Annotated in this window: 2 protein-coding genes; both read right to left on the minus strand. The window is 47.5% G+C overall.

All coding sequences use genetic code 11. From position 1 onward, the window contains the following. Positions 1 to 169: 169 nt before the first annotated feature. Positions 170 to 21,193 carry a non-ribosomal peptide synthase/polyketide synthase gene (locus MKX59_RS15185; RefSeq protein ID WP_340858508.1) on the minus strand — a complete coding sequence of 7,008 codons (21,024 nt, stop codon included), beginning with the start codon at positions 21,191 to 21,193 and terminating at the stop codon, positions 170 to 172. 14 nt (positions 21,194 to 21,207) lie between these two features. Further along, the gene (locus tag MKX59_RS15190; RefSeq protein ID WP_340858509.1) at positions 21,208 to 25,833 is read right to left on the minus strand and encodes an amino acid adenylation domain-containing protein; all 4,626 of its coding nucleotides are present in this window, start codon (positions 25,831 to 25,833) and stop codon (positions 21,208 to 21,210) included. Positions 25,834 to 25,844: the final 11 nt, after the last annotated feature.

The raw sequence follows: 25,844 nt of genomic DNA on the forward strand, positions 1-25,844 counted from the left end.
TACATAAAACTTCGCTACATTCAAACCACAAAAGCCGTAAATCTCCGGGGTTATTGGAGACTTGCGGCTTTTGTGGTTTGTTTAGATTGCCCCAAAGCCATTTGAAAGCTTTGGGGCCCAGTTTCCCTATTTTGAACTCGGAGCTTGTTTTTAATGCCTTGAGTGAAAATTAGGTGGACATTATTCCATTTTCGTCTGTTACTAGTAAATTCGCTAGCTCTGTTTCCAACAACGCTTTAACGGTTTCTGGATTTTCTTTAAAAGGAAGTTCCAGTGAGATTTGCAATGCATTTTCCACATGCTGAACAGTAAAGAAAATGATTGGATCCCGATAGATGTCCCTCTCTTCTGGCTCGATATTTTTAAACAGCTGATATTTATCTGACGCTTCGCCAAGGTAATTGAAGACAATAGGTAGCTTATTCAGGCTATGCTTCAGATACCTATTAGACTGCGGATACAACGAAGCCATTTCATCATTGTATATGAGATTTAGAAAATTCAGGTTACGCGATACGGCCAACTGCATACTATTTCTGATCTCATGCCCATGTTCATCCGCATCTGTAAGCAGTACAGGGATTTGGTCTATAAATTCACCTATAATATCAAAATACTGCTTGTCCTCGTATGCCCGTCCATAATTGGTGAGAAGAATAGGAATCTCGTCCACTTGCAAATATCTGCGGAAAAAGCGGTTAGCTAGGCGTATAGCCAAGTCCCACATGTGTCCGATTGCGTCAGAATCATTCAAATCTGCAAGTTCTACTGTCACATCTGTGCCCGTTGTATGGTTGCGCTCATCAATTGCGAGGACTACAGCATCCGAAGCAGCAGCAAATGCGGACAAGCGAAATTTGTCAACAATCTCTTGATCGCCCATGCCCTGAGGTCCTTTGCGGACCTGACTCACATAATCACGGTAGCTTCCTGCTAGTTGCCCTTTTACATTGCTTATATCTTCATATGCACGGTACAACTCACTCTTAACGACCTCTCCGCTCATGCCATCATAGATGAGATGTGAACAAGGGAGCAGCAGCAAATGATCCCTTAAATTGAGGCGGACAAGCGCAATACGATATAATAAGTTTCCGGTTGTTTCATAAGGGTTCATAAAGAATGCAGGCAATATATGTGAGAGTATACGATTTTGCATCTCTGCACCGTAGTTCGATAAATCTATCATTGGAATGTCCATGCGCTCCTTCATGGACAACATTTCCCATTCCCATCCGACATCCGTTTGGACCAACACACTTCTAAAGAGTTCATGGCGCTCTATCAGACGTTGCATGATTGCAGATAACCGTTCTACATCCAGCAGGTAACTATCAAAAGGAATGACACCTCCTGAGGATTGCGGATGCTCCAAATGATAATGTTGAGCGGGAGCAAGCGCATAGCGTTGTAAAGGCTCTCCTGCCAGCATCGTGCTATTCCATTGGTCATTCATCCGCAGCAGATGTTCCAGCCATTCCTCAGCATGCCGCTTCACAGCTTCATCGTCTACCATCGTATCTGTGTACAGCTTTTCACAGTCAGGTACTTGAGCAGCTGCTTCAAAAGGAAGCAAATGATGTGGATGAAGGTCAGGATGAAGGCGTGACAAAATGACTTTCTTTAGGGCCTCTGCTTGTATAGAATCAAAAGGATCTATGTGCAAAGTTAATTGATCTCGCCCTTCAACAGTTGTTGATTGGAAATGAGCATATACGTCATAAGCCTTTTCGATGATGTCGATTGCCTCGGCAATATCACGTGTTAACATATCCGGCATCGAAGTGTCTGCTCGCATATACTCTGACATTTGGCGAATAGTCTGATATTGAAACACCTGATTAATCCCTATTTCAATGCCAACAGCCTGAGCCTGTGAAACCAATTGAATGGCTTTTAGGGAGTGTCCGCCTAAATCAAAATAGTTATCATCAATGCCAACAATACTGACACCCAGATTCTGTTTCCAAATATCTACCATTTGCCGTTCCATGTCGTTTCGCGGTGCTGCATATTCAACACCTGTTTGAATGTCTCCGTCCGGCACAGGAAGCAATTTACGATCAATTTTTCCGTTAGTGGTCAACGGCATTTTCTCCAATTGAACAAAATAGCTTGGCAGCATGTACATCGGAAGATTGGGAACCAACGCTGCTTTAAGTTCCTGAATGGTCAGATCCCTATCAGCCACAAAATAAGCACATAAATCTTTTTGTCCTGATTCATTCTCACGAGCAATAACCACCGCTTTACGGATCGCAGGCAGGTTCATTATTTGCGCTTCCACTTCTCCAAGTTCAATTCGGTAACCCCGAATTTTCACCTGATGATCCATCCTGCCTAAATATTCAATATTTCCATCTGCCATCCATCGCGCCAAATCTCCTGTGCGGTACATACGTTTTCCTGGTTTGAAGGGGTCTGCTATAAATTTCTCATCTGTCAGCTCACGATTTCCCATATAACCTCGCCCTACTCCATCACCACCGATGTAGATTTCACCTGCAATTCCTATCGGAACCAACTTCCGATTCATATCCATAATATATACGTGCTGGTTAGCCATTGGCTTGCCAATCGGCACCGTATGTGTCCAAGCTGTCATCGTCTCCCCGTCAATGTCGTACGCAGTTGTGTCTACGCAGCACTCGGTAGGACCATAAACATTAGTTATTTGCGGACGATATCCGGGCCGGGTGCTCAAAAATGTTTTAACGAGATGACCGGGCAGCGCCTCTGCTCCAAAAATAAAATGCTGTACATTCAGATCTGCAACGGAGTCTTGCATTTCCGTCAGCATATGCATGTGTGCCGGTGTACCATCAGTAAAATCCATCCGTTGGGATCTGAAATAATCAGCCAAACGATGACCATTGGTGCTAATCTCTCTCGGCACCACGTGAAGCGCATGCCCGAGAAGCAGACATGGGAAAATTTGTTTCACTGATGCATCAAATACATACGGCGATAGCCATGCCATCCGCATTGGCGATTTGTATTTCTTATATACTTGTTGTCTAAATGCGGTTGTCATATTAACGACATTAGAGTGTTGAATCATCACTCCTTTGGGTTTGCCCGTTGTACCTGAGGTATACATCACATAAGCCAAATGGCCAGGGTCACATACTTCAGCCAAGTTGGAACAGTCTTCTGCGGATAGCCTGTGACTATCAGGTGAAATGACCAGCACATCCGACGGTACCTTCGCGGCCATTTCTGGCTTGGCAACCATAAGCCTAATATGGCTGTCTTGTAACATATAGAGCATACGTTCCTCCGGAAACTCAGGGTCGATAGGTACATATCCCCCACCAGCTTTTAAAATACCAAAAATCCCCACAATCATTTCGATAGAGCGCTCCATAATCATTCCGACCAATTGATCCGCCTGGACTCCTTCTGCTCTTAGCACGCGAGCCAGTTGGTTTGCACGCACATTTAATTCGTTATATGTGATCTGGCTATCTCCAAAAACTACAGCTACTTGATCTGGAGTCTTCTCTACCTGTTCTTCGAATAATTGATGAATGGTTTTTTCACATGGGTATTTCACCTCGGTATTTCCCCAGACATCCAATATCATTTCAATTTCCTGCGGCGTAATGATCTCAATTTCAGAAAGCTTTGTCTGTGGTTCATCTACAACAGCTTTAATCAACTGGATGAAGTGATCGGCCATTCGTTTAATCGTGCTTCTCTTGTACAGGCTATCGGCATATGTGAAGCTGAAAACCAAACCTTCAGAGCTTTCCATGGCCGTAAGTGTCAAATCGAATTTTGCCATATTCTGTTCGCCTGGGCACAGAGTAACCTGTAAGTCTTGGAATTCCGTCGTACCAGAGTCCATGTTATCTAGCTCAAAAAGAGTATCGAACAGCGGATTTCGGCTCAGGTCCCTCTGTACATTCAGCTTCTCCACCAGCAATTCAAACGGATAATCCTGATGCTCAAAGGCATCAAGCACCTGGTCCTTTACTTCCTGAACGTATTCGTAAAAAGACTTATCCCCTTCAGGAAAGCTCCGCAATGCGAGCGTGTTGACAAACATGCCGACGACAGGCTGCAAATCGTGATGCTGTCTACCTGCAATAGGCGTTCCAACAACGATATCCTCCTGAGCGCTGTACTTGAACAATAGGGTCTTGTAGGCTGCCAGTAATACCATAAATAAAGTAGCTCCCGCCTGCAAACTGATTTCTTTCAAACGGTCCACGTCCTGAGGTGAAATGGCAAAGGAAACAGTGCTGCCCGAAGTGCTACGTGTTGCAGGTCTTTCAAAGTCGACTGGGATACCCAAAATTGGAATATCGCCGCTCATTTGCTTGAGCCAGTATTCTTCTTGTTTTTCCATCCATGAGCTACCAATATCTCCTTGCTGCCATACCGCATAATCCTTGTATTGAATTCGCAAGGCGGGCAACGTTTTTTCTTCATACAGTGCGGGCAGCTCGTTCAGCAATATACTCATGGATACACCATCTGAAATCACATGATGCATGTCAAACATAAACCAATGACGCTGTGGAGATTCTTGCAACAGAGCAGCTCGAAGTAACGGTGCCTTCCCAAGATCAAAAGGTCTGATAAATTGTCTCATCATTGCTCTTGCTTCGTTCTCGCCGTGTCCCTGCATAACCTCCAAAGTGAAATCGACATGGTCGTGAATCCGTTGTACCAGTTTATCATCTACGAATTCAAAAGAGGTTCGCAATGTATCATGACGCTGAACTAATTGCTTAAGCGCTCTTTCTAATCTTAAAAAATTCAGTTCCCCTTCCATCAAAAGCATGGCAGACATATTGTAGTTATTCATGCTGCTCAAAACGTATAGTCTATTTTGAGTTATAGATGCTGGATAACTGTCTCTCAATTCGGCAACAGGAATCGCTGCAAATGGATTTGGAGACAATTCATAAACAGCCTGCGCCATTTGCTCAATTGTTGGAAAGTCAAATACATAACGCAACGGTAACTCGATATTCAGTTCTTTGTGAATTTTTGCGGCCAACGCTGTCGCACGAAGTGAATGTCCGCCAATGGCAAAGAAATTATGATGAATTCCGACGGACGGAATGTCGAGTACCTCTCTCCAAATTTGTGCTAACTTCACTTCCATGGCAGTGCGCGGCGCTGCATATTCTGCAGTCAAATCAGCATGTTCCTCGAATGCCGGCAGTGCCTTGCGATCAATTTTCCCGTTCGGTGTCAGCGGCATGTTCTGCAGTTGTATAAAATACGACGGTACCATATAGTTCGGCAATTTTTCATTCAGCAAATTCAACATCATACTGCCGCTGATTTCTTTTTCAGCTACGTAGTAAGCAGCCAAATGATAGTCTCCCTGCTGATCTGCACGAGCCATGACAATAGATTCTTTAACACCGTCCACCTTAATAATTTGCGCTTCAATCTCACCGAGCTCAATCCGATACCCGCGGATTTTGACCTGATGGTCAATCCTACCCAAATATTCAATGTTTCCATCTGGCAACCATCGTGCCAAGTCACCTGTACGGTACATTCGCTCATAGCCAACTTCCTCTGCTGCAAACAGATTGGCTACGAATTTTTCTTTTGTCAGCTCTGGACGGTGTAGATAGCCGCGTGCCAGCCCCGGACCGGATACACACAGCTCACCAGGGACTCCTGCAGGTGAAAGATTTCCGTGTATATCCACCATATACACGCGGTGATTAGATACAGGCCGCCCGATGGATATGATTCCACCTAACTCAGAATTTTCTTCCGATACCGGCCAAAGAGACGTTGCAACGGAATTTTCGGTAGGACCATACGCATTGTAATAAGCCACCCGGTCCTTCCATTTGGACACCAGTTCTGCGGTAGAGGCCGATCCTGCTGTAAGCAGAACACGCAAATCAGGCATGCGATCCGGGTTCAGGTATACAGCATAGTTTGGCGGCAGCGTTGCAATTGTAATTTTGCAGGCAGCCATGTACTGCTCGAAACGTTCATAATTCAAAATAGTCTCGGAGGAAGGTATATACAATGTCGCTCCGCATAGTAAAGACTGGATTATTTCCGAGCATGACGTATCAAACGAATAACTGGCAAACATGACAACCCGATCGGACAAGCCAATACTCAACTTTTGCTCGAAGTAGGTTTTAAGATTACTAAGACCGTGATGCTCAAGCATGACTCCCTTAGGTTGACCCGTCGTCCCGGACGTATAGATGACATATGCTAGATCGTTTGGACCCGATACAGCCTCCAGATTCGAACCGTTTTGATGATATACGGACAGCATTTCCCCGCGTACATCCGCTTTTCTTGTATCGGAAGCAACTCCGTCCTGTTCACCGTCAAGCACCAACACCTTGCCTCCAAACAGCACCTTTTCCGTCAGGTGCTGTTGCGTTAACAACAGTTCGGTACCTGAGTCGTCTAACATGTAGCGGATGCGTTCCTCCGGATAGGTTGGGTCTATCGGGATATATGCTCCCCCCGCCTTCAAAATTGCCAATATGCCCACAATCATATCTACGGAACGCTCTGTCATCAGACTAACCAGACTATCGGCTTTCACGCCATAGCTGCGTAAAGTACGGGCCAACCGGTTAGCGCGCTCGTTCAATTCATGGTAGGTCAATTGTTGACCTTCAAAATATACCGCTGTCTGATCCGAAGTCTGCAAAACCTGTTCCTCGAACAGTCCGTGAATTGTTTGTTCACGCGGATACTCTGCCGTGGTATTTCCCCACACCTGGATGATGTGCTCCCGCTCCTGCATAGTCAACAGATCCATTTCCTCAATTAAACTATCCGGATTCGCTATAATTTGATCCAGCAACTGCAGTAGATGTCCTTGAATCTGCGACACACTCTGATGATCATATACCTGGGCATTATAGGTAAAATCAATCCGTAGCGTATCTCCCTGAAATACTATGATGCTTAAATCATAGCTTTCTTGCTCAGTATTGGCCTCTTCCAAAGTAGTCTCAAACACCATTCTATGGCCAAAGAGTGCCAGTTGTTGCACTTTCGTTGTAACCATTTCAGACATTGGTAAATGTTCATATACCGCAGATTCATCGGTTTGCTGCTGCACTTTTCTCATCAACCCGATAAAGTTCGCTCCTGCTTCGGTTCGAATGCGGACTGGTAAGGTGTGGTTACCCAGTCCAATTAAATGCTTCGATTCCAATATATCTGTCAAGGGACTTGATATGGAGCAAGCGAACACCACATCATCTGTACCGCTATACTTTTGCAATAAAATTCCCCAGGCTGTCTGCAGCAACGTATTTGTCTTCACCTGCTCATTCAGTGCAATTCGCTGCAGCGCCACCGTTCGTTCAACATTCAAATTAATCTCCAGATGCTCTGTCTGATATAGACTGCGCCCCATCAGATTGGCATATGGCAATTGAGGTGCTTCTTCATAGCCTTCGAGCAGAGTACTCCAGTAGCGAGAAGCCTTTAGGGTGTCCCTATGTTTTTTTAGAATCCCTTTGTCTTCTTCCGAAATCAGCGCCAATTCGCCCAGCTTAGTATTGGGATCGGCTACAACGGTTTTGACCAACTGTACAAAATGCCTTGCCATACTTTCTATCGTTTCCCGTTTAAACAAAGATGTAGCGTACAGAAATTGGAGCTGGATAGATGCTTCCTCCTCACTGACTTCAAGCGTCAGGTCGAATTTCGCAGAAACCTGCTCTATGCCAAAAGAGCGGAAGAACAACTTGTCCAACTTCACTTCTTTTTTCTCCACATTCTGCAATACAAACATCGTGTCGAACAACGGATTACGGCTCATATCTCGTTTCAGGTCGAGCTTTTCCACCAGCTCCTCAAACGGATAATCCTGATGCGCATATGCTTGCAGTGCACATGTCTTGGCGTCCTCAATGCAGTTATAAAACGTCTGTTCAGCGTGAGGATGATTACGTAATGCGAGCGTGCCGACAAACATACCGAGCATAGACTCCAGGTCAGCATGCGGTCTACCTGCAATCGGAGTACCGACAATGATGTCTTCCTGCCCTGTGTAATAATGCAACAATGCTGTGTATGCAGCCATAAGTACCATGTACAGCGTAGAATCCGTGTGCACCGCCAGTTCTTTTAAAGACTGGGTCAATTCCTGTCCCATTTCAAATTCAACAGCGTCACCTTTCGTACATCGTGTTGCCGGACGCTCAAAATCAGTTGGCAAATCCAGTTGAGGCAAATCACCACTAAATCTATTCAGCCAGTACTCTCCCTCACTCTTTATTCGCTCCTGCTGAGTTTTGCTATGCTGCCACACAGCATAGTCCGTATATTGAATACGCAGCGGAGATAATACTTCACCGCTATATAAGCGGGCAAAATCACCAGCTAATATTTCAATGGATACCCCGTCTGAAACGATGTGGTGCATATCAAGCAGCAATAAGTGCTGCGGCTCCTGTCCTTCTTCGTCCAATCCCCATTTGACCAGCTTTACACGTAGCAACGGAGCGATCCTCAAGTCAAATGGGCGCACAAAGGAACGGGTATGTTCTTTTGCTAAATTCTCAAGCATAAGTTCATTGGATTCTGTCCGCAGTTCTGATATTGTGGCATATTCCAACTCAAAGTGAATCGTATCGTGCACCCGCTGCATCGGCACACCATTCACCAGTTCAAAGCTTGTCCGTAGGGCCGCATGACGTGAAATTAATTGATGGAATACCTCTTCCACCTGTTTCATATCTATCGGACCGATTACTCTCAGTGCTGATGTGGTGTTATAGCTTATTCCATCCGGATCCAGCTGGTGAAGCACATACATCCGTGTCTGTGCGAAAGAAAGCGGGTAAGTGTCGCGTTTTTCAGCCACCGGAATGGATGCATATGTGATTTGATCCTGTTCTTCAAGCAAGGCCGCCAATTGCTCAATCGTCGGTGCCTCAAATATGTTTTGCAATTCCATCGGTTTATTTAAATCTTTGCGAACTCTAGAAGTCAGTGTCGTCGCCCGTAGCGAATGACCACCAATTTCAAAGAAATTTTCGTTGATGCCTACTTGCGGTAGACCCAGTACATCCTGCCAGATGTCTACCAATTTTATTTCCATCCACGTTCGGGGTGCAACATGGTCGGCCAAACGATCTTCTGGTATCGGCAGTGCCTTTCGATCAATTTTACCGTTTGGCGTAAGAGGTACGTTCTGCAATTGAATGAAGTGTGAAGGGACCATATAATTCGGGAGTTCTTCATTTAGCATCTTGCGAAGCTCGCTCCCCGTCACTTCCCGTTCCGCCACGTAGTAGGCAACCAGTTCGTGTTGGTTTTGGCTGTTTGCATGTGCCAGTACGATGACCTCTTGCATGCGATCTGCCTTCAGCATAGCCGCCTCAACTTCACCCAGTTCAATCCGGTAACCGCGAATTTTGACCTGATGGTCAATCCGACCCAGATACTCAATGTTGCCATCAGGCATCCATCTTGCCAGGTCGCCTGTCCGATACATGCGTTCATAGCCCGCTTCCCCGCCAGCAAACGGATTAGCCACAAATTGTTCAGCCGTTAATTCCGGGCGGTGCAGGTAACCGCGTGCCAATCCTGGACCGGATACACACAGTTCACCGGGGATTCCTGCTGGTGCAAGCTGCCCATGTGCATCGACCATGTACACGCGGTGATTCGGTACAGGGCGTCCGATTGATATCCCCCCCCCTGCTTCGGGACCTCTCGGTACAGGCCAGACAGACGTTGCTATGGAATTTTCCGTTGGACCGTAGGCGTTAACATAGGTCACACCGTCTCTCCATTTAGTAACCAGTTCAGTGCTGGTCGCCGATCCGGCCGTGAACAGGATGCGTAGTTCCGGCATTCGTTCTGGGCTCAAATATATGGCATAGGTTGGGGGCAGCGTTGCAATTGTAATGTGATGATCCGCCATATACTGCTCAAACTTGTCATAGCTGAGAATGGTCTCTGATGTCGGGATACATAAAGTGGCCCCGTTGAAGAGCGCCTGAAGCATTTCCCAGCATGCCGCATCAAAGGAAAAGCTGGCGAACGATACAACACGGTCGGAACTGCTGATTCGCAATGTCTCCCTGAAATACGTATGCAGATTGCAGAGTCCACGATGCTCGAGCATGACTCCCTTAGGCTGGCCTGTCGTTCCAGACGTATAGATTACATACGCTAGGTTATGAGGACCGGATGTGGCTTTCAAATTCGAACCATCCCTGTGATATGCGGATATAGCTTTTCCTTTTGCCTCAGCCGTACTTGCATCCGCACTGCCTTCGCCCATTTCTGCATCCAACAGCAGTACCTTGTCCCTAAATTCCACTTTTTCAACCAAATGCTGCTGCGTTAACAGCAGTTCCGTACCTGAATCGTCCAGCATATAACGGATGCGGTTCTCCGGATAAGTCGGATCGATCGGAATGTAGGCGCCCCCTGCTTTCAAAATACCCAAGATGCCGACAATCATGTCAATCGATCGCTCTGTCATCAGGCCGACTAGGCCGTCTGCCATCACACCGTTACTGCGTAAAGTACGCGCCAGACGGTTCGCTCGCTCATTTAATTCACGGTAGGTCACTTGCGCTCCTTCAAAATATACAGCTACCTGCTCCGGTGTTCGCAAGACCTGCTCCTCAAACAACCCGTGAATCGTCTGCTCACGTGGATATGCTGCTGTCGTGTCACACCAAGCATCCAGCATTTGCTCGCGTTCCTGCGCGGTTAATATATCCAGCTCGCAAATCCGGCCAGCTGGATTGATCTTGATTTGCTCCAGCAGTTGCAGCAAATGCCCCTGGATCTGCTCTACCCTTTCATAATCATATACCTGGGCATTGTAACCAAAATGAACTCGTAGCGTCTCTCCCGGTAACACCACGATGTTAAAATCATAATTCGTCTGCTCAACCGCTCCTGCTCCGGTTATTTTAAAATCAGCTTCCTCCCTTTCACCTAATTGCTCAATTTGTTCATCCACCGGATAGTTCTCAAATACCATAATATGATTAATCAGTTCCACTTTTTGCTCTGCCTGTGCCTGAATCTCATAGAGTGGGAACGTTTCGTATGTTCCCGAAGCAAGCGCCTGTCGCTGAGTTTGCTTCATCAGATCTGTAAATGCAGTTGCTTGTCCGCCTTGAATACGGACGGGGACCGTGTTAATGAATAGTCCAATCATCTGCTCTACTCCGGCAATGTCCGCTGGACGTCCAGATACCACGCTCCCGAAAACGACATCCTCTGTGCCATTATACTTTTGCAACAAAACACCCCAGGCCGTTTGCATCAGCGTGTTTATCGTTACCTGTTCTTGCTTTGCCAATTGCAGTAGAGCCGTTGTCAGGTCTATACCCAAATCAAATTCCAGATATTCGGCCACATATCCCTGGGTCTTCCCTGTTTTGGCCTGCGGCAAGACCGCCGTCTCCTCATAGCCCCGCAGGTAACCGTTCCAATATTCCGCTGCTTCCTGACGGTTCTGTCCCTCCAGCCATTCGATGTATCGGCTGTAGGGTGTTACCACAGGCAATTGCGGTTGCTTCCCTTCTGCTAGGGCGGTATATCCTCCAAAGACTTCGTTGGTAACCAGCGACAAACACCAGCCATCCATTATGATGTGGTGGAAGCTCCATACAAAATGGTATGAATCATCTGATGTACGCAAGATAGATACACGCATCAGTGCATCCTTTGCCAGATCAAAGCCCCTCTGCTGATCTCGACGCGTGAACTCCTCGATATACTGCTCTTGCGCCGACTTCTCCTTCTCACGTATATCCTCTACGTACAGTTCTCCGCGTTTATTCCGGTACACCACTTGCAGCGGCTGGTCCTGCAAATCGCTCCGGAAGTTGGTCCGCAGAGCTGAATGACGCTGTACCAACAAGTCCAGACTGGCGGCGAATGCAGCGAGATCCAGCGTTCCCTTCAATTCAAAGGTGGACTGCTCCACATAGGCGATCGACTGGGAATCCAGCATGTTGTGAAACAGCATGCCTTTTTGCATCGGCGTCATGGGGTACATATTCTCAAGCTCTCCGTCAGGCTGAATCTGCTCCACCATCTGGTCCAGTTCTTCAAGGCTTAAGTCCGAAAGCAGCACATCACTTGGTGTCAATTCGGAGTGCTCCCGAGATGCACAATGCTGAATCACTTCCAGCACGTTCTGCTTGAATTGCTCTGCTAGTTGCTCAGCAGCATTTTGTTGGAGTGCCTTAATGTTGTATTGAATACTTAGTTCCAGCATGCCATCTGTAACGAGTCCTCCCACGTCCATAACACAGGACATTTGGGTCAATTCATGAGTATTAGCTCCGCTGGAATATGGAGAAAAATGCATGCCGCTATGCTGCAGTGTCTGATCAAATTCGCCCAAATAATTAAAGCTGATCTGTGGCTCGGCGTATGTTGCCCCGGACGGTCCATTCTGGCTGAGATATCTCCAGATGCCATACCCAATTCCTTTATGTGGAATGCTGCGCAGCATCTCCTTCATCCGTTTGATGTGCCCGGAGATATCATCTTCCCGGTTAATCCGCAGCAGTACCGGGTATTGACTCGTAAACCAGCCAATCGTCCGTGATATATCCGTATCTTTTATGATTTCTTCCCGGCCATGGCCTTCGAGAAGAATCGCAACCTTTTCACTGCCAGTCCAAGCGCTTAGCGTCTTGCCGAGTGCCGTCAACAACAAATCATTCACTTCTGTGTTGTACGCGCGGTGGGCTTGCTTCAGTAGTTGATCAGTCTCTTCCTTCGTAAGCCTCACATTTACGATACCCATGTCTTGCTGCGTAAACTTATCGCTATGCTCTTGGGACACTGGAAGTTGGGGCGACTCGGATGCCGCCAGTTCATTCAATTGCTCCCAGTATGCGTGCTCACTTTCCATCTCAAGGCTGTCGGCATAGGCTGACAACCGCTCCGACCAGACCCGGAAGGAGTCTGTTTTCGTCGGGAGCTGTATGGCTTCTCCACGTACAGCCTGCTCATAGGCATTCGACAAATCCTCCAACAGTATCCGCCACGATACGCCGTCTATCACCATATGATGAATAGCCAGTAGCAGATGGTCCCCATCAGCGCAGTGGAACAGGCCCACTTTCAGCAGAGGTCCTTCATCCAGTCGGATGTTACTCTGAATAGTGCTGGCCCAGGCTTCTATAGCTTGACCCAATGTGGGACCGATCGGCACGTCTTTGAAATCGGCCACTTCCAGATCATACAGCTTTCCTTCCTTCACTCCGCGGTTCCACGCTTCCCAGCCTTGCTCTGCCTTGCGGAACACCATCCGCAACGCGTCATGGTGCACCACCAACTGCGTCAGTGCCTGGCGTAGCGGCTCTTCCTCGAATCCTTGCTCCCGGTGAAGCATAACCGCCTGATTAAAGTGGTCCGGCACAGGCTGCTCTTGTTCCACAAACCACTGCTGAATCGGTGTCAGCAGCACGGCTCCGCTGACCTCTTCCTGATCAGCTAATTGGGTATCCGACACACGCAGGTGCGTAGCTAGCTCAGCAACCTCAGGGTACTTAAACAAGTCTTTGATATCCAGCTTGTATCCTGCCTGCAGTAGGCGTGAGGATACCTGAATCGCCTTGATCGAGTCCCCGCCCCGATCAAAAAATTGATCCGTCAATCCGACCGGACCGCCGCCCAGTACAGCCTCCCACACATGAGCCAGAGCCTGCTCCTCTGCTGTCCGCGGAGCCCTATATTCCTGCGTAGAACGGGAAATCTGTTCTGGTGCCGGCAATGCCTTACGGTCGATTTTGCCGTTGGGTGTGAGCGGCATTTGCTCCATCTGAACAAAGTGCGAGGGAACCATATAATTCGGGAGTTCTTCACTCAGCTGCTTGCGAAGCTCACTCCCCGTCACTTCGCGTTCCGCCACGTAGTAGGCAACCAGTTCGTGTTGGTTTTGGTTTGTCGCATGGGCCAGTACGCTGACCTCTTGGATACGATCTATTTTCAGCATAGCCGACTCGACCTCGCCCAGCTCAATTCGGTAGCCGCGAATTTTAACTTGTTGATCCATCCGTCCAGCGTATTCCAATGTACCGTCTTCACGCCAGCGAACAAGGTCTCCCGTGCAGTATAGGCGATCTCCGTCCACCCACGGATTAGCAAGAAATCTCTCAGCCGTCAATTCAGGACGGTTCAAGTAACCGCGTGCGACTCCGTCTCCGCCAACAACCAGCTCACCCCATGCTCCAATCGGCTGCAGGTTAAACGCCGAATCGACCACATACGCCGTCGAATTGCGGATAGGACGCCCGATCGGCACAGAATCAAGCTGTTCTTCCTTAATATGATAAGCCGTCGAAAAAGTAGTATTTTCCGTTGGTCCATAGCCGTTAATGATATTCATGTCCGGATTATCCCGTAACACCCGGTTAATATGCGGCGCAGACAGCACGTCGCCTCCGACCAGCAAATACTTCACATCTCCGAACAATTTACTGTCCTGCTGCGAAAGCTGATTAAATAGCGGTGTAGTCAGCCACATCATGGTGATGCGATGATCCCGTATGGTCTCCTTGAGCTTAGCTGCGTCCAAAAGATCATCCTTATGCACGAGTACAAGCCGACCGCCGTTCAGTAGCGCCCCCCAAATTTCAAACGTAGACACATCAAATACAAATGCGCAAGTCTGCAACATTCGGATCGATTCATCGAACGGCACATAATCCGTATTACGCACCAAGCGAACGACACTTTGATGCTCAACAACGACGCCCTTAGGCTTGCCTGTTGATCCCGAGGTATAGATGACATAAGCAGCATGTTCGCCCGCTCCATCTATCCCCAAATTGGAAGCATCCGAACTGTAGGACGTATCATCATTCAGATTGACAATCTGTCCATCAAAATAGCAACGATCCAGTAAATCTTGTTGAGTCAGCAGCAGTTTGGCTCCCGAATCCTCCAGCATATAGCGAATACGATCTTCGGGATATTGAGGATCTATCGGTACATACGCGCCTCCAACCTTCAAAATAGCCAACGTTCCGATAATCATATCCAACGAACGCTCCGTTAGAATGCCGACAGGCTCATCGGCCTTCACTCCAGCAGTCTGTAGCGTATGCGCTAATCGGTTAGCCTTCTCATTGAGTTCCCGATAGGTCAACGATTGATGATCCAAAGTGACGGCCACGTGATCTGGCGTACGTTCGGCCTGCTCCTCAAACAGCTTTTGGATTGTCTGATTGCGCGGATATACAGAAGCCGTGTCGTTAAACTCGCCTGTAATCTGTTGTCTTTCCGCCGTTGTCACCATTTCCAGTTCTTCAACGCGAATATACGGGTTGAACGAAATTTGCTCCAGCAGACGGGCAAAATGTCCATACAGACGCTCAATCCCGGTTTGATCAAAGCTCAATGCGTTATACATAAAACGAATCTTGATGCCTTCTCCCGGCATCACGACAACATTCAAATCGTAGTTGGTTTGTTCTGTGACCACCACGTTCGAAATCGTGAATGGTTCCTGCCCATCACTTCCCAGCTGTTCTACCTGCTGTTCCACCGGATAATTTTCGAATACCATAATGTGCTTGATTAAATCCTGCTTCTGCTCGGTCAGTGCCTGAATTTCATATAGCGGGAAAGTGTCATAGGCATTGGCAGAAAGCGCCTGCCTCTGAGTTTGCTTCATTAACTCAGCAAATGCAGTTGCCGGTCCACCTTGAATACGGACTGGTATGGTATTAATGAAAAGTCCGATCATTTGCTCTACTCCCGCAATGTCCGCTGGACGTCCCGATACCACACTACCGAAAACGACATCCTCTGTGCGGTTATATTTTTGCAGCAAAACACCCCAGGCTGTTTGCATCAGCGTATTTATCGTCACCTGTTCTTGCTTTGCCAGCTTCTGAAGTTCCGCCGTCAGGTCTATACCTAAATCAAATTCCAGATATTCAGCCTCATATCCCTTCGCCTTCCCTGTTTTGGCCTGAGGCAAGACCGTCGTCTCCTCATGGCCCTGCAGATAACTACTCCAATACTCCGCTGCTTCCTGACGGTTCTGCTCCTCCAGCCATTCGATGTATCGACTGTATGGTGTTACCACAGGGAATTGCGGTGGCTTTCCTTCTGTAAGGGTGGTATATCCTCCAAAGACCTCATTGGTGACCAGTGACAAGCACCAGCCGTCCATTATGATGTGATGGAAGCTCCATACAAAATGGTATGAATCGTCTGATGTACGGAAGATGGATACCCTCATCAGCGTATCCTTTGCCAGATCAAACCCCTTCTGCTGATCCCGACGCGCGAACTCCTCGATATACTGCTCCTGCGCCGCCTTCTCCTTCTCACGTATATCCTCCACGTACAAATCTCCGCGTTTACTCCGGTATACCACTTGCAAGGGCTCATCCTGCAAATCGCTCCGGAAGTTAGTCCGCAGTGTTGAATGACGCTGCACCAGCAAGTCCAGACTGGCAGCAAACGCTACGAGATCCAGCGTTCCCTTCAGTTCAAAGGTGGACTGCTCCACATACGCACTGGACCGGGAATCCAGCATGTTGTGGAACAGCATGCCTTTTTGCATCGGCGTCATGGGGTATATATTCTCAAGCTCTCCGTCAGGCTGAATCTGTTCCACCATCCGGTCCAATGCTTCCAGGCTTATACCCGGAAGCAGCACATCACTCGGCGTCAATTCAGAACGCTCCCGTGATACACAGTGGCGAATCACTTCCAACACGTTCTGCTTGAGCTCCCTGGCTAGTTTTACTACATTATCTTCCTGTAATACTTTTGTGTTATAACGAATATCCAGTTCAAGCATTTCATTTGTTACAATGCCCCCCACATCCAGGGAACACGGCATACGGGTCTGTTCGTTAACATCTGCTCCACTGGAGTACGGTGACATGCGCGTTTCGCTGTGCTGTAGCGTTTGATCAAATTCGCCCAAATAATTAAAGCTGATCTGTGGCTCGGCGTATGTTGCCTCGGACGGTCCGTTCTGGCTGAGATATCTCCAGATGCCGTATCCAATCCCTTTATGTGGAATGCTGCGCAGCATCTCCTTCATCCGTTTGATGTGCCCGGAGATATCATCTTCCCGGTTAATCCGCAGCAGTACCGGGTATTGACTTGTAAACCAGCCGACCGTTCGTGATATATCCGTATCCTTCATGATTTCTTCCCGGCCATGGCCTTCCAGAAGAATTGCAACCTGCTCACTGCCAGACCAAGTGCTTAACGTCTTGCCGAGTGCCGTCAGCAACAGATCGTTCACTTCTGTGTTGTACGCGCGATGGGCCTGCTTTAGCAGTTGATCAGTCTCTTCTTTCGTGAATTTTAAGCTCAAAGTAGCTGTGTTATTTATGGTCAATGGTTTTTTATTATAATCCAGCAATTCTGAAAGTTTTAAAGACTCGTATGCCGTCAATTCATTCAATTGCTCCCAGTATACGTGCTCACTTTCCATCTCAGGGCTGTCGGCATAGGCTGACAACCGCTCCGACCAGACCCGGAAGGAGTCTGTTTTCGTCGGGAGCTGTATGGTTTCTCCACGTACAGCCTGCTCATAGGCATTCGACAAATCCTCCAACAGTATCCGCCACGATACGCCGTCTACCACCATATGATGAATAGCCAGTAGCAGATGGTCCCCATCAGCGCAGTGGAACAGGCCCACTTTCAACAGAGGTCCTTCATCCAGTCGGATGTTACTCTGAATAGTGCTGGCCCAGGCTTCTATAGCTTGACCCAATGTGGGACCGATCGGCACGTCTTTGAAATCGGCCACTTCCAGATCATACAGCTTTCCTTCCTTCACTCCGCGGTTCCACGCTTCCCAGCCTTGCTCTGCCTTGCGGAACACCATCCGCAACGCGTCATGGTGCACCACCAACTGCGTCAGTGCCTGGCGTAGCGGCTCTTCCTCGAATCCTTGCTCCCGGTGAAGCATAACCGCCTGATTAAAGTGGTCCGGCACAGGCTGCTCTTGTTCCACAAACCACTGCTGAATCGGTGTCAGCACCACTGCTCCGCTGACCTCTTCCTGATCAGCTAATTGGGTATCCGACACACGCAGGTGCGTAGCTAGCTCAGCAACCTCAGGGTACTTAAACAAGTCTTTGATATCCAGCTTGTACCCTGCCTGCAGCAGGCGTGAGGATACCTGAATCGCCTTGATCGAATCCCCGCCCCGATCAAAAAATTGATCCGTCAGTCCGACCGGACCGCCGCCTAGTACAGCCTCCCACACATGAGCCAGAGCCTGCTCCTCTGCTGTCCGCGGAGCCCTATATTCCTGCGTGGAACGGGAAATCTGTTCCGGTGCCGGCAATGCCTTGCGGTCGATTTTGCCGTTGGGTGTGAGCGGCATTTGCTCCATCTGAACAAAGTGCGAGGGAACCATATAATTCGGGAGTTCTTCACTTAACTGCTTGCGAAGCTCGCTCCCCGTCACTTCGCGTTCCGCCACGTAGTAGGCAACCAGTTCGTGTTGGTTTTGGCTGTTAGCATGTGCCAGTACGATGACCTCTTGCATGCGATCTGCCTTCAGCATAGCCGTCTCAACTTCGCCCAGTTCAATCCGGTAACCGCGAATTTTGACCTGATGGTCAATCCGGCCCATGTACTCAATGTTACCGTCAGGCAACCATCTTGCCAGGTCGCCTGTCCGATACATGCGTTCATAGCCCGCTTCCCCACCTGCAAACGGATTGGTCACAAATTGTTCAGCCGTTAATTCCGGACGGTGCAGGTAACCGCGTGCCAGTCCTGGGCCGGATACACACAACTCCCCTGCTATTCCAGCAGGTAAAAGATGACCAAGAGCATCGATCATGTACACCCGGTGGTTGGGTACGGGACGTCCTATGGAAATGGTATCGATTGCTCCGGGGTGCTCCGACACCGGCCAAATGGACGTTGCTACCGAGTTTTCTGTCGGTCCGTAACCATTAAAATAGGAGACCTGATCCTTCCACTTGGTTACGAGCTCCATCGAGGAAGCGGAACCAGCGGTGAACAGAATACGCAGATCCGGCATTCGTTCTGGGTTTAGATACACGGCGTAGGTAGGAGGTAATGCTGCCACCGTAATTTTATGATCCGCCATGTACTGTTCAAACTGGTTGTAGTTCAGTATGATTTCCGAAGTAGGCACGTAAAGTGTCGCGCCACAAAATAGCGCCTGGAATATTTCCCAGCAGGCAGCATCAAATGCGTAGCTCGCAAACAGTAGGGCACGATCTAACGGACTTATCTGCAATGTTTCATCAAAATACGTTTTCAGGTTACACAATCCATGGTGCTCCAGCATTACACCTTTAGGCTGTCCTGTAGTACCTGAAGTGTATATGACATAGGCTAGATCGTTTGCTCCTGATACAGCCTCCAGATTTGACCCTTCCATGTGATATATAGTTGGATCTACATCCAATACTAGGACTTTTCCTCCAAAAGCGGCCTCTTTGACCTTTTCCACAAGATGGCTTTGCGTCAAAAGCAGGTCTGCACCGGAATCGTCAAATATATAACGGATACGTTCCTCTGGATATGACGGATCGATGGGTACATATGCCCCTCCTGCTTTAAGAATAGCGAGGATGCCGACCACCATATCTATAGAACGATCAGTCATGAGTCCAACCAGCCGATCGGTTGTGGTGCCGTAACTACGTAGGGTACGAGCTAGTCGGTTAGCACGTTCATTCAGCTCAGCATAAGTCAGACTGGAGTTCTCACAGACAACTGCTATTGTCTTCGGTGTCTTTTCTACTTGTTTTTCAAAACAAAGATGGATGGTATCACTAGAAGGATATGAGATCTGTACTCCGCTAAATTGGGATAAAACCTGACTTTTCTCTTCCGTCGTCAGAAATTCCAAATCGGAAATCAGTAGATCCGGCTGTTGAACAATCTGTTCCAGTCCCCGTTTAAGATGAGCTTCAATTAGCCTAATCCAATTTTCATCGTAAACCAGCCGATTGTAACTAAAAGTAACTTCATACTGTGATCCAGGAACGACAATCACATTAAAATCATAGTTGGTCTGTACAATATCCTCCACGTCGGTGACCTGAAGTGTATCAGGCCCTTTTTCCGCATGAATAAGCTCCTCTGAATAAGGATAGTTCTCAAAAACAACAATATGATGGACTAAATTTTGTTTCAAATCCGTGTGATTCTGAATATCTGCCAAGGAAGAATAAGAGTACTGAGTAGACTCGATGTTGGAGTTTTGCACAGATATAAGCAGATCCGAAAATCTCTGGTCCACATCACTGGTTATGCGTGTTGGTATTGTGTTAATGAACAATCCCACCATATTTTCAATTCCCGGAACTTCATCTGGTCTGCCGGATACTACGGACCCGAACACAACATCCCGGCTGTGGTTGTACATTTGAAGCAATGATCCCCATACCGTCTGAAATACAGTGCTGACTGTCGTGTGGTAGTGTTTAGCTATTCTCTCCATTCCTTGAGTCAATTCTTTCCCCAGCTTGCATGTGTAACGGTCTGCTTCGAAGATTGGATTCAATGGACGGTTATAGCCCGGTAAAATCGTTTCATTTTCAAGCCCATTTAAATACCCCTGCCAATAGGCTGTCGCTTCTTCCTTGTCCTGTTGCTCCAGCCACTGAATAAAACTGCTGTACGGATATACCGTATCCAATTGTGCAGGCACTCCGGACCGAAGGGAAGTATAGATGGTGAAAAATTCCTGGGCTACCGTTCCCATGCACCAACCATCCATTATAATGTGATGAACACTCCAGACAAGTCTGGAAGACTCATCACTCCATTCAAACAGGGCAAGCCGAATCGGAACATCTTTTTCCAAGTCAAAACCCACTTGACGCTCTCCCTTTAAAAAGTCAGTAAAATGCTCCCTTTTCTCAGCTTCGGGAAAAACACTGATATTCTCGAAATGAACAGGCAACGCATCACGTTCTTCCAAGACAATTTGAAGCGGACGTTCTGTTTCTTTATACATAAAAATGGTACGGAATATATCATATCGATTCATGAGCTGCTGCAAGCTTTGCTGAACCAGATGAACATCCAGCACTTCATTAAAGGTAATAACGGTCTGCTCAAAGTAAGCTTCTGATTTTGCGTCGAGGATGGAATGAAACAACATTCCCTCCTGCATCGGGGACAGCGGATAGATATCTTTAATATTTACCTGTGCCAAATCGTTCACCTTTCCTTTATCCATGCAGAATTTGAGTTTCAACTTGCGGATATCCTTTATTTCAACAGATTTCCCAGCTTATCCGATAATCGGCTTGATATTTGTTCAAATTGCCCCATAGACAATTGATTATATGTAAAATCCGTAGGGCTGCGCTCCGCCTGATCCTTAGTGCAACAATGATGGATAATATTCAATAGATGTTTTTTAAAGCCGATCGTTAATCGCTCTACCGTCGCTGCACCATATTCAAGCCCGTTATATTCAAATTCAAACCGAAGGATTCCGTTCGTTATCATGCCGTTAATGTCAAATGTATTCGTCTTTTCCGCACGCGGGCTTCTCTCACCATTGGCTAAGTCTGCTAATCGAGAAATACGCCAAGGCATGTCTGCGCTGTTTTCTTCGTCGAATTGTCCCAAATAATTGAAGCTAATTTCCGGGAATGGTGCTGCGACTAGAGAAGCGGATTTAGTCTGGTCTTTGGTCAAATAACGTAAAATACCATAACCGATGCCCTTATTAGGCACCCGCCGCAGCTTATCTTTAACCATTTTGATCTGATAGGCCAAATTTTCGGGTCTGTTGACCTCGATTACAAAAGGATACAGGGAGGTAAACCAGCCGACTGTACGAGAGATGTCCAAATCTTTAATGATCTCCTCCCTGCCGTGCCCCTCCAGCAAAATCGGGATTTCGTTATAGCCGCTCCAATCATAAAAAGCCAGACCCAAGGCTGTAAGTAACAGATCATTCATTTCCGTATGATAGGCATGATGTACATGCTTCAACAGCTTTTCCGTCTCATCCCTGCCGAGTACCACCTCCGCTAGGCGTCGATCCTGTATCAGGCTAACCGCGATTTCATGATCCCTTGGCAATCGACGCATCCTGCGTGAATCTACATTGTTCCAGTAGCTGATTTCTTGGCGTACCTGTACACTTTCGGCGTAAGTAGTCAGTCCTGAAGCCCACTCTTTGTAAGCATCCGTCTTGGCAGGCAGATTCGGCATCTCACCGCGAGCTACCTGATCATAGGCGGTGCCCAAATCTTCCAGCAAAATTCTCCAAGACACACCGTCTACAATAAGATGGTGGATAACGATCATCAGATGATCTTCACCGGACAAATGGAATAAAGCCAAACATATGAGAGGACCTCGTTGCAGATCCAAACTGCTTTGCAGCTCATCGCCAATGTGTCGGATTTCTTCTTCAGGCTGGCTTGATTGTGTCAAATCATAGCTCGTTAATGTAAAGAACTCACCTTCGTTCACTCCCCTGTTATAGGCGGAGGCTCCCTTTTCCTCTTCCACAAAGATGATGCGTAATGCATCGTGATGGGCTACCAGCTTGTCCATAGCGTTTTTCAGCCATAATTCATTCCATCCTCTATCATTTTGCAGCATGACCGCCTGATTATAATGGTGACGATCTCTCCGATGATGCTGAAAAAAATCGAGTTGAATGGGTGTCAATTCTACCTCACCCTCTACAATCCCCTGGGGAATGATACGGGTGATTTTTTTTATAAACGGTGCTATCAAGTGAATTTCAGGGTAACGGAATAAGTCCTTTACTTCCATTTTCAGGCCTTTGGCATTTAAGCGTATTGCAATTTGCAATGCTTTAATCGAGTCCCCGCCAAGCTCGAAAAAGTTGTTGTGTAATCCAATTGGTTTAACACCGATCACTTCTTCCCAGATCAAAGCAATTGTTTTTTCCAATTCATCCTGTGGTGCCTCATATACGCTATCCAACGGTGCTATTTCATCTGGTTCGGGCAGATTGGATCGGTCTATTTTCCCGTTATGGGTCAATGGCAACTGTTCCAATACAATGATTTGGGCTGGAACCATGTAGACTGGTAACTGCTGAGCCAGTTTATCTCGCAGCATGTCTTTCTCAGCTGCACCTGCAACATAGGCGCATAAGTACTTTTGTCCCGCCGTGTCCAGTCGATCAACTACAACCGCCTGGCGTACTCCTTCCGTTTCGAGCAAAATAGATTCGATTTCTCCAGGCTCAATCCGGTATCCGCGAATTTTATATTGGTAGTCAGCTCGCCCGATAAAATCAATATTCCCATCTGGCTGCCAGCGCGCCAGATCCCCCGTACGATACAAGCGTCCACCGGGCGAGAACGGATCAGACACGAACTTATCCGCCGAAAGCTCCGGTCTGTTCAGATATCCCCGCGCTACAGAAGCTCCACCAATACACAGCTCGCCCGTTACACCGACAGGGACCGGACGCATCTTGTCATCAACAATATATAACTTATGATTCGGTAGAGCTCTGCCGATAGGGACAATACCGGACAGAGGCAATTTTTCCAGCTCGTCCTCATAAAAGCTAGATTCGATTGCGGCTTCGGTAACTCCATACGTATTAATAATCCGCATCTTGCTGCCAAAACGGGTCAACATCTTACGGTAATCTGCAACAGCCAAGCTATCTGCTCCAGTAGTAAGCAGCTTTAGGGAACTGATATTTGTACCATGCTCATAGATGTAATTCAATAGTAGAGATAAAAGCACAGGAGGCGTCTCAAACGTAGTAATCTCCTGCTGCTCCAACAGTGTAGCCAGGGTAGCTGGATCATTTCTCACGTTTTCAGGACAAATGACCAAGGTACCTCCATTGACAAATGCCTTGGCCAAATCGCATGCAAACACATCAAACGACATGCTGGCAATTTGCAGTAGCTTAACAGGGAAATCTTTAAATCCTTGGCTGTGTCTGTAACCGAGTGCGGTGTTGACATATTGTTGATGTTCAACCATAACGCCTTTGGGCTTACCTGTGGTACCCGATGTATAAATGACATACGCCAAAGAGCTGGGCTCATATGTGGAGATATACTGCTTGTTCGAATCCATCTCGGGCTGGAGTGGCAAGGTAGCGAGATCGACTACCTCGCCCATAAAATCCATTGTTTTCAGCCAGCCCGTCAGGTGAGATTGCGTAAGCACAATCGTCGTTCCACAGTCACGCAGCATATATTCAATACGCTCTTCTGGATACACGGGATCTACTGGCACATAGGCAGCTCCGGCTTTCATAATTCCCAGCACCGCCACTATCATCTCAACAGACCTGTCAACCATGACAGCGACCAGACTCTCCCGTGTAATTCCACGCTTCTGCAAAAAATGGGCAAGAGCGTCCGCTCTATCATTGAGTTGTCTGTAAGTGAGCATCGTATCTTCATATATGACGGCTGCTAGTTCTGGTGTACGCTCCGTCTGCGCTTCGAATAGCCCGTGAAAAGTAAGTGCAGGAAACTGGACAGCGGGTCCGCTCCATATTTTCGTCAAATTAGCCTCTTCTTCGGTTGTTAACAGCCGAACGTCACGGAGGCAAACATCTGCATTGCTGGCAACTTGGAGGAAGACATGCTTCAAATGATGGGCCAGATGCTTCATCGCTTCACTGTTGTATACCTTGCCGTTATAGGACAATATGAAACTCATTGCCTTCTTGTCTTCAACTTCAATATTAAAGTCATACGGTATTTCTTCGAATAACCGGGCGTCATCAATAATGAATCCGAGTTTGTCTTGCCAGTCCCGTCTCCCGATCATGTTTTCCAGCGGATAGTTCTCGAATACAACGATATGATCAAGCAAGCGTTGCTTGAGTGCAGATTGCGACTGGATTTCAGCAAGTGAACAGTATCCGTTCACCCTTCCTTGGACAGAGGCTCTCTGGACATCGCGCAACAATTCAACAAAACTCTTTTCTTCATTTAATCTAATTCGTAATGGAATGGTATTAATGAACAATCCCACAATTCGCTCTACTTCATCCAATTCCGACGGGCGGCCAGATACCACCGTGCCAAAAACTACGTCCTTGCTTCCGTTGTAACGGCCAAGTACAATTCCCCAGGCGGCCAGAAAAAGACTGCTGAGCGTGGTCCCATTGCATTCAGCAATCGCACGCAAAGTGCTGGTCTCTTTTTCCGTCAGCGTCGTTCTATATTCCTGCAGCAGATAGCCGCCTTTTTCAGGAGTTGTAGCTGAAGTTTTTAGCATCGGAAGTCCAGCCGTTTGTTCGTAACCTTGTAATACAGAACTCCAGTAGTCCTTGGCCGCCTCCTGATCCTGTTCTTCAAGCCAGTCGGCATACCCGGTGTAAGGTCGTGGTTCAGGCAATTGAACGGAACGGCCTGTACGATAGGCCTCATAGGCCGTTAACAACTCGTCCATTATGATGCCAAGACACCAGCCGTCCATAATAATATGGTGAAAACTTAAAAGCAACGTATAAGCATCTTTATCCGTTTGGAGTACAGCCATCCGGATGAGCATATCCCTGCTCAAATCGTAATGGGTGTTACGGTCCACATCCATAAATCTACGAATAGCGTCGGCTTGCTCCTTTCCGGTCAGCTCTGTCATATTTTCGTAAGTAATCGCCGTGTTTCGCTTTTTAAAGACAATCAGCCGCGAACGAGAAGCGGATTTATGATAAATGTTCGAGCGCAGCGTTTCATGACGCTGAACCAGTAGCTGAAAGCTTTTTTGCAGGGCATTCCAATCCAAATCTCCCCGAATAGAAATACGTAATTGCTCGTAATAAGCCTGTGATTCTGGTTCCATCAGCGCATGAACGAGCATTCCTTCCTGTAAGGGAGTCAAGTTGACCACTTTTTCAATTTCAAGTCCTTTGATCATGGATATCCTCC

The sequence above is a fragment of the Paenibacillus sp. FSL R7-0340 genome, from assembly GCF_038002205.1.
In the GTDB taxonomy this organism is placed as follows: Bacteria; Bacillota; Bacilli; order Paenibacillales; family Paenibacillaceae; genus Paenibacillus; species Paenibacillus polymyxa_B.

Excerpts from the sequence above, each read along its gene's own strand:
- MKX59_RS15190 (WP_340858509.1), bottom strand. The coding sequence starts at position 25,833 with ATGATCAAAGGACTTGAAATTGAAAAAGTGGTCAACTTGACTCCCTTA.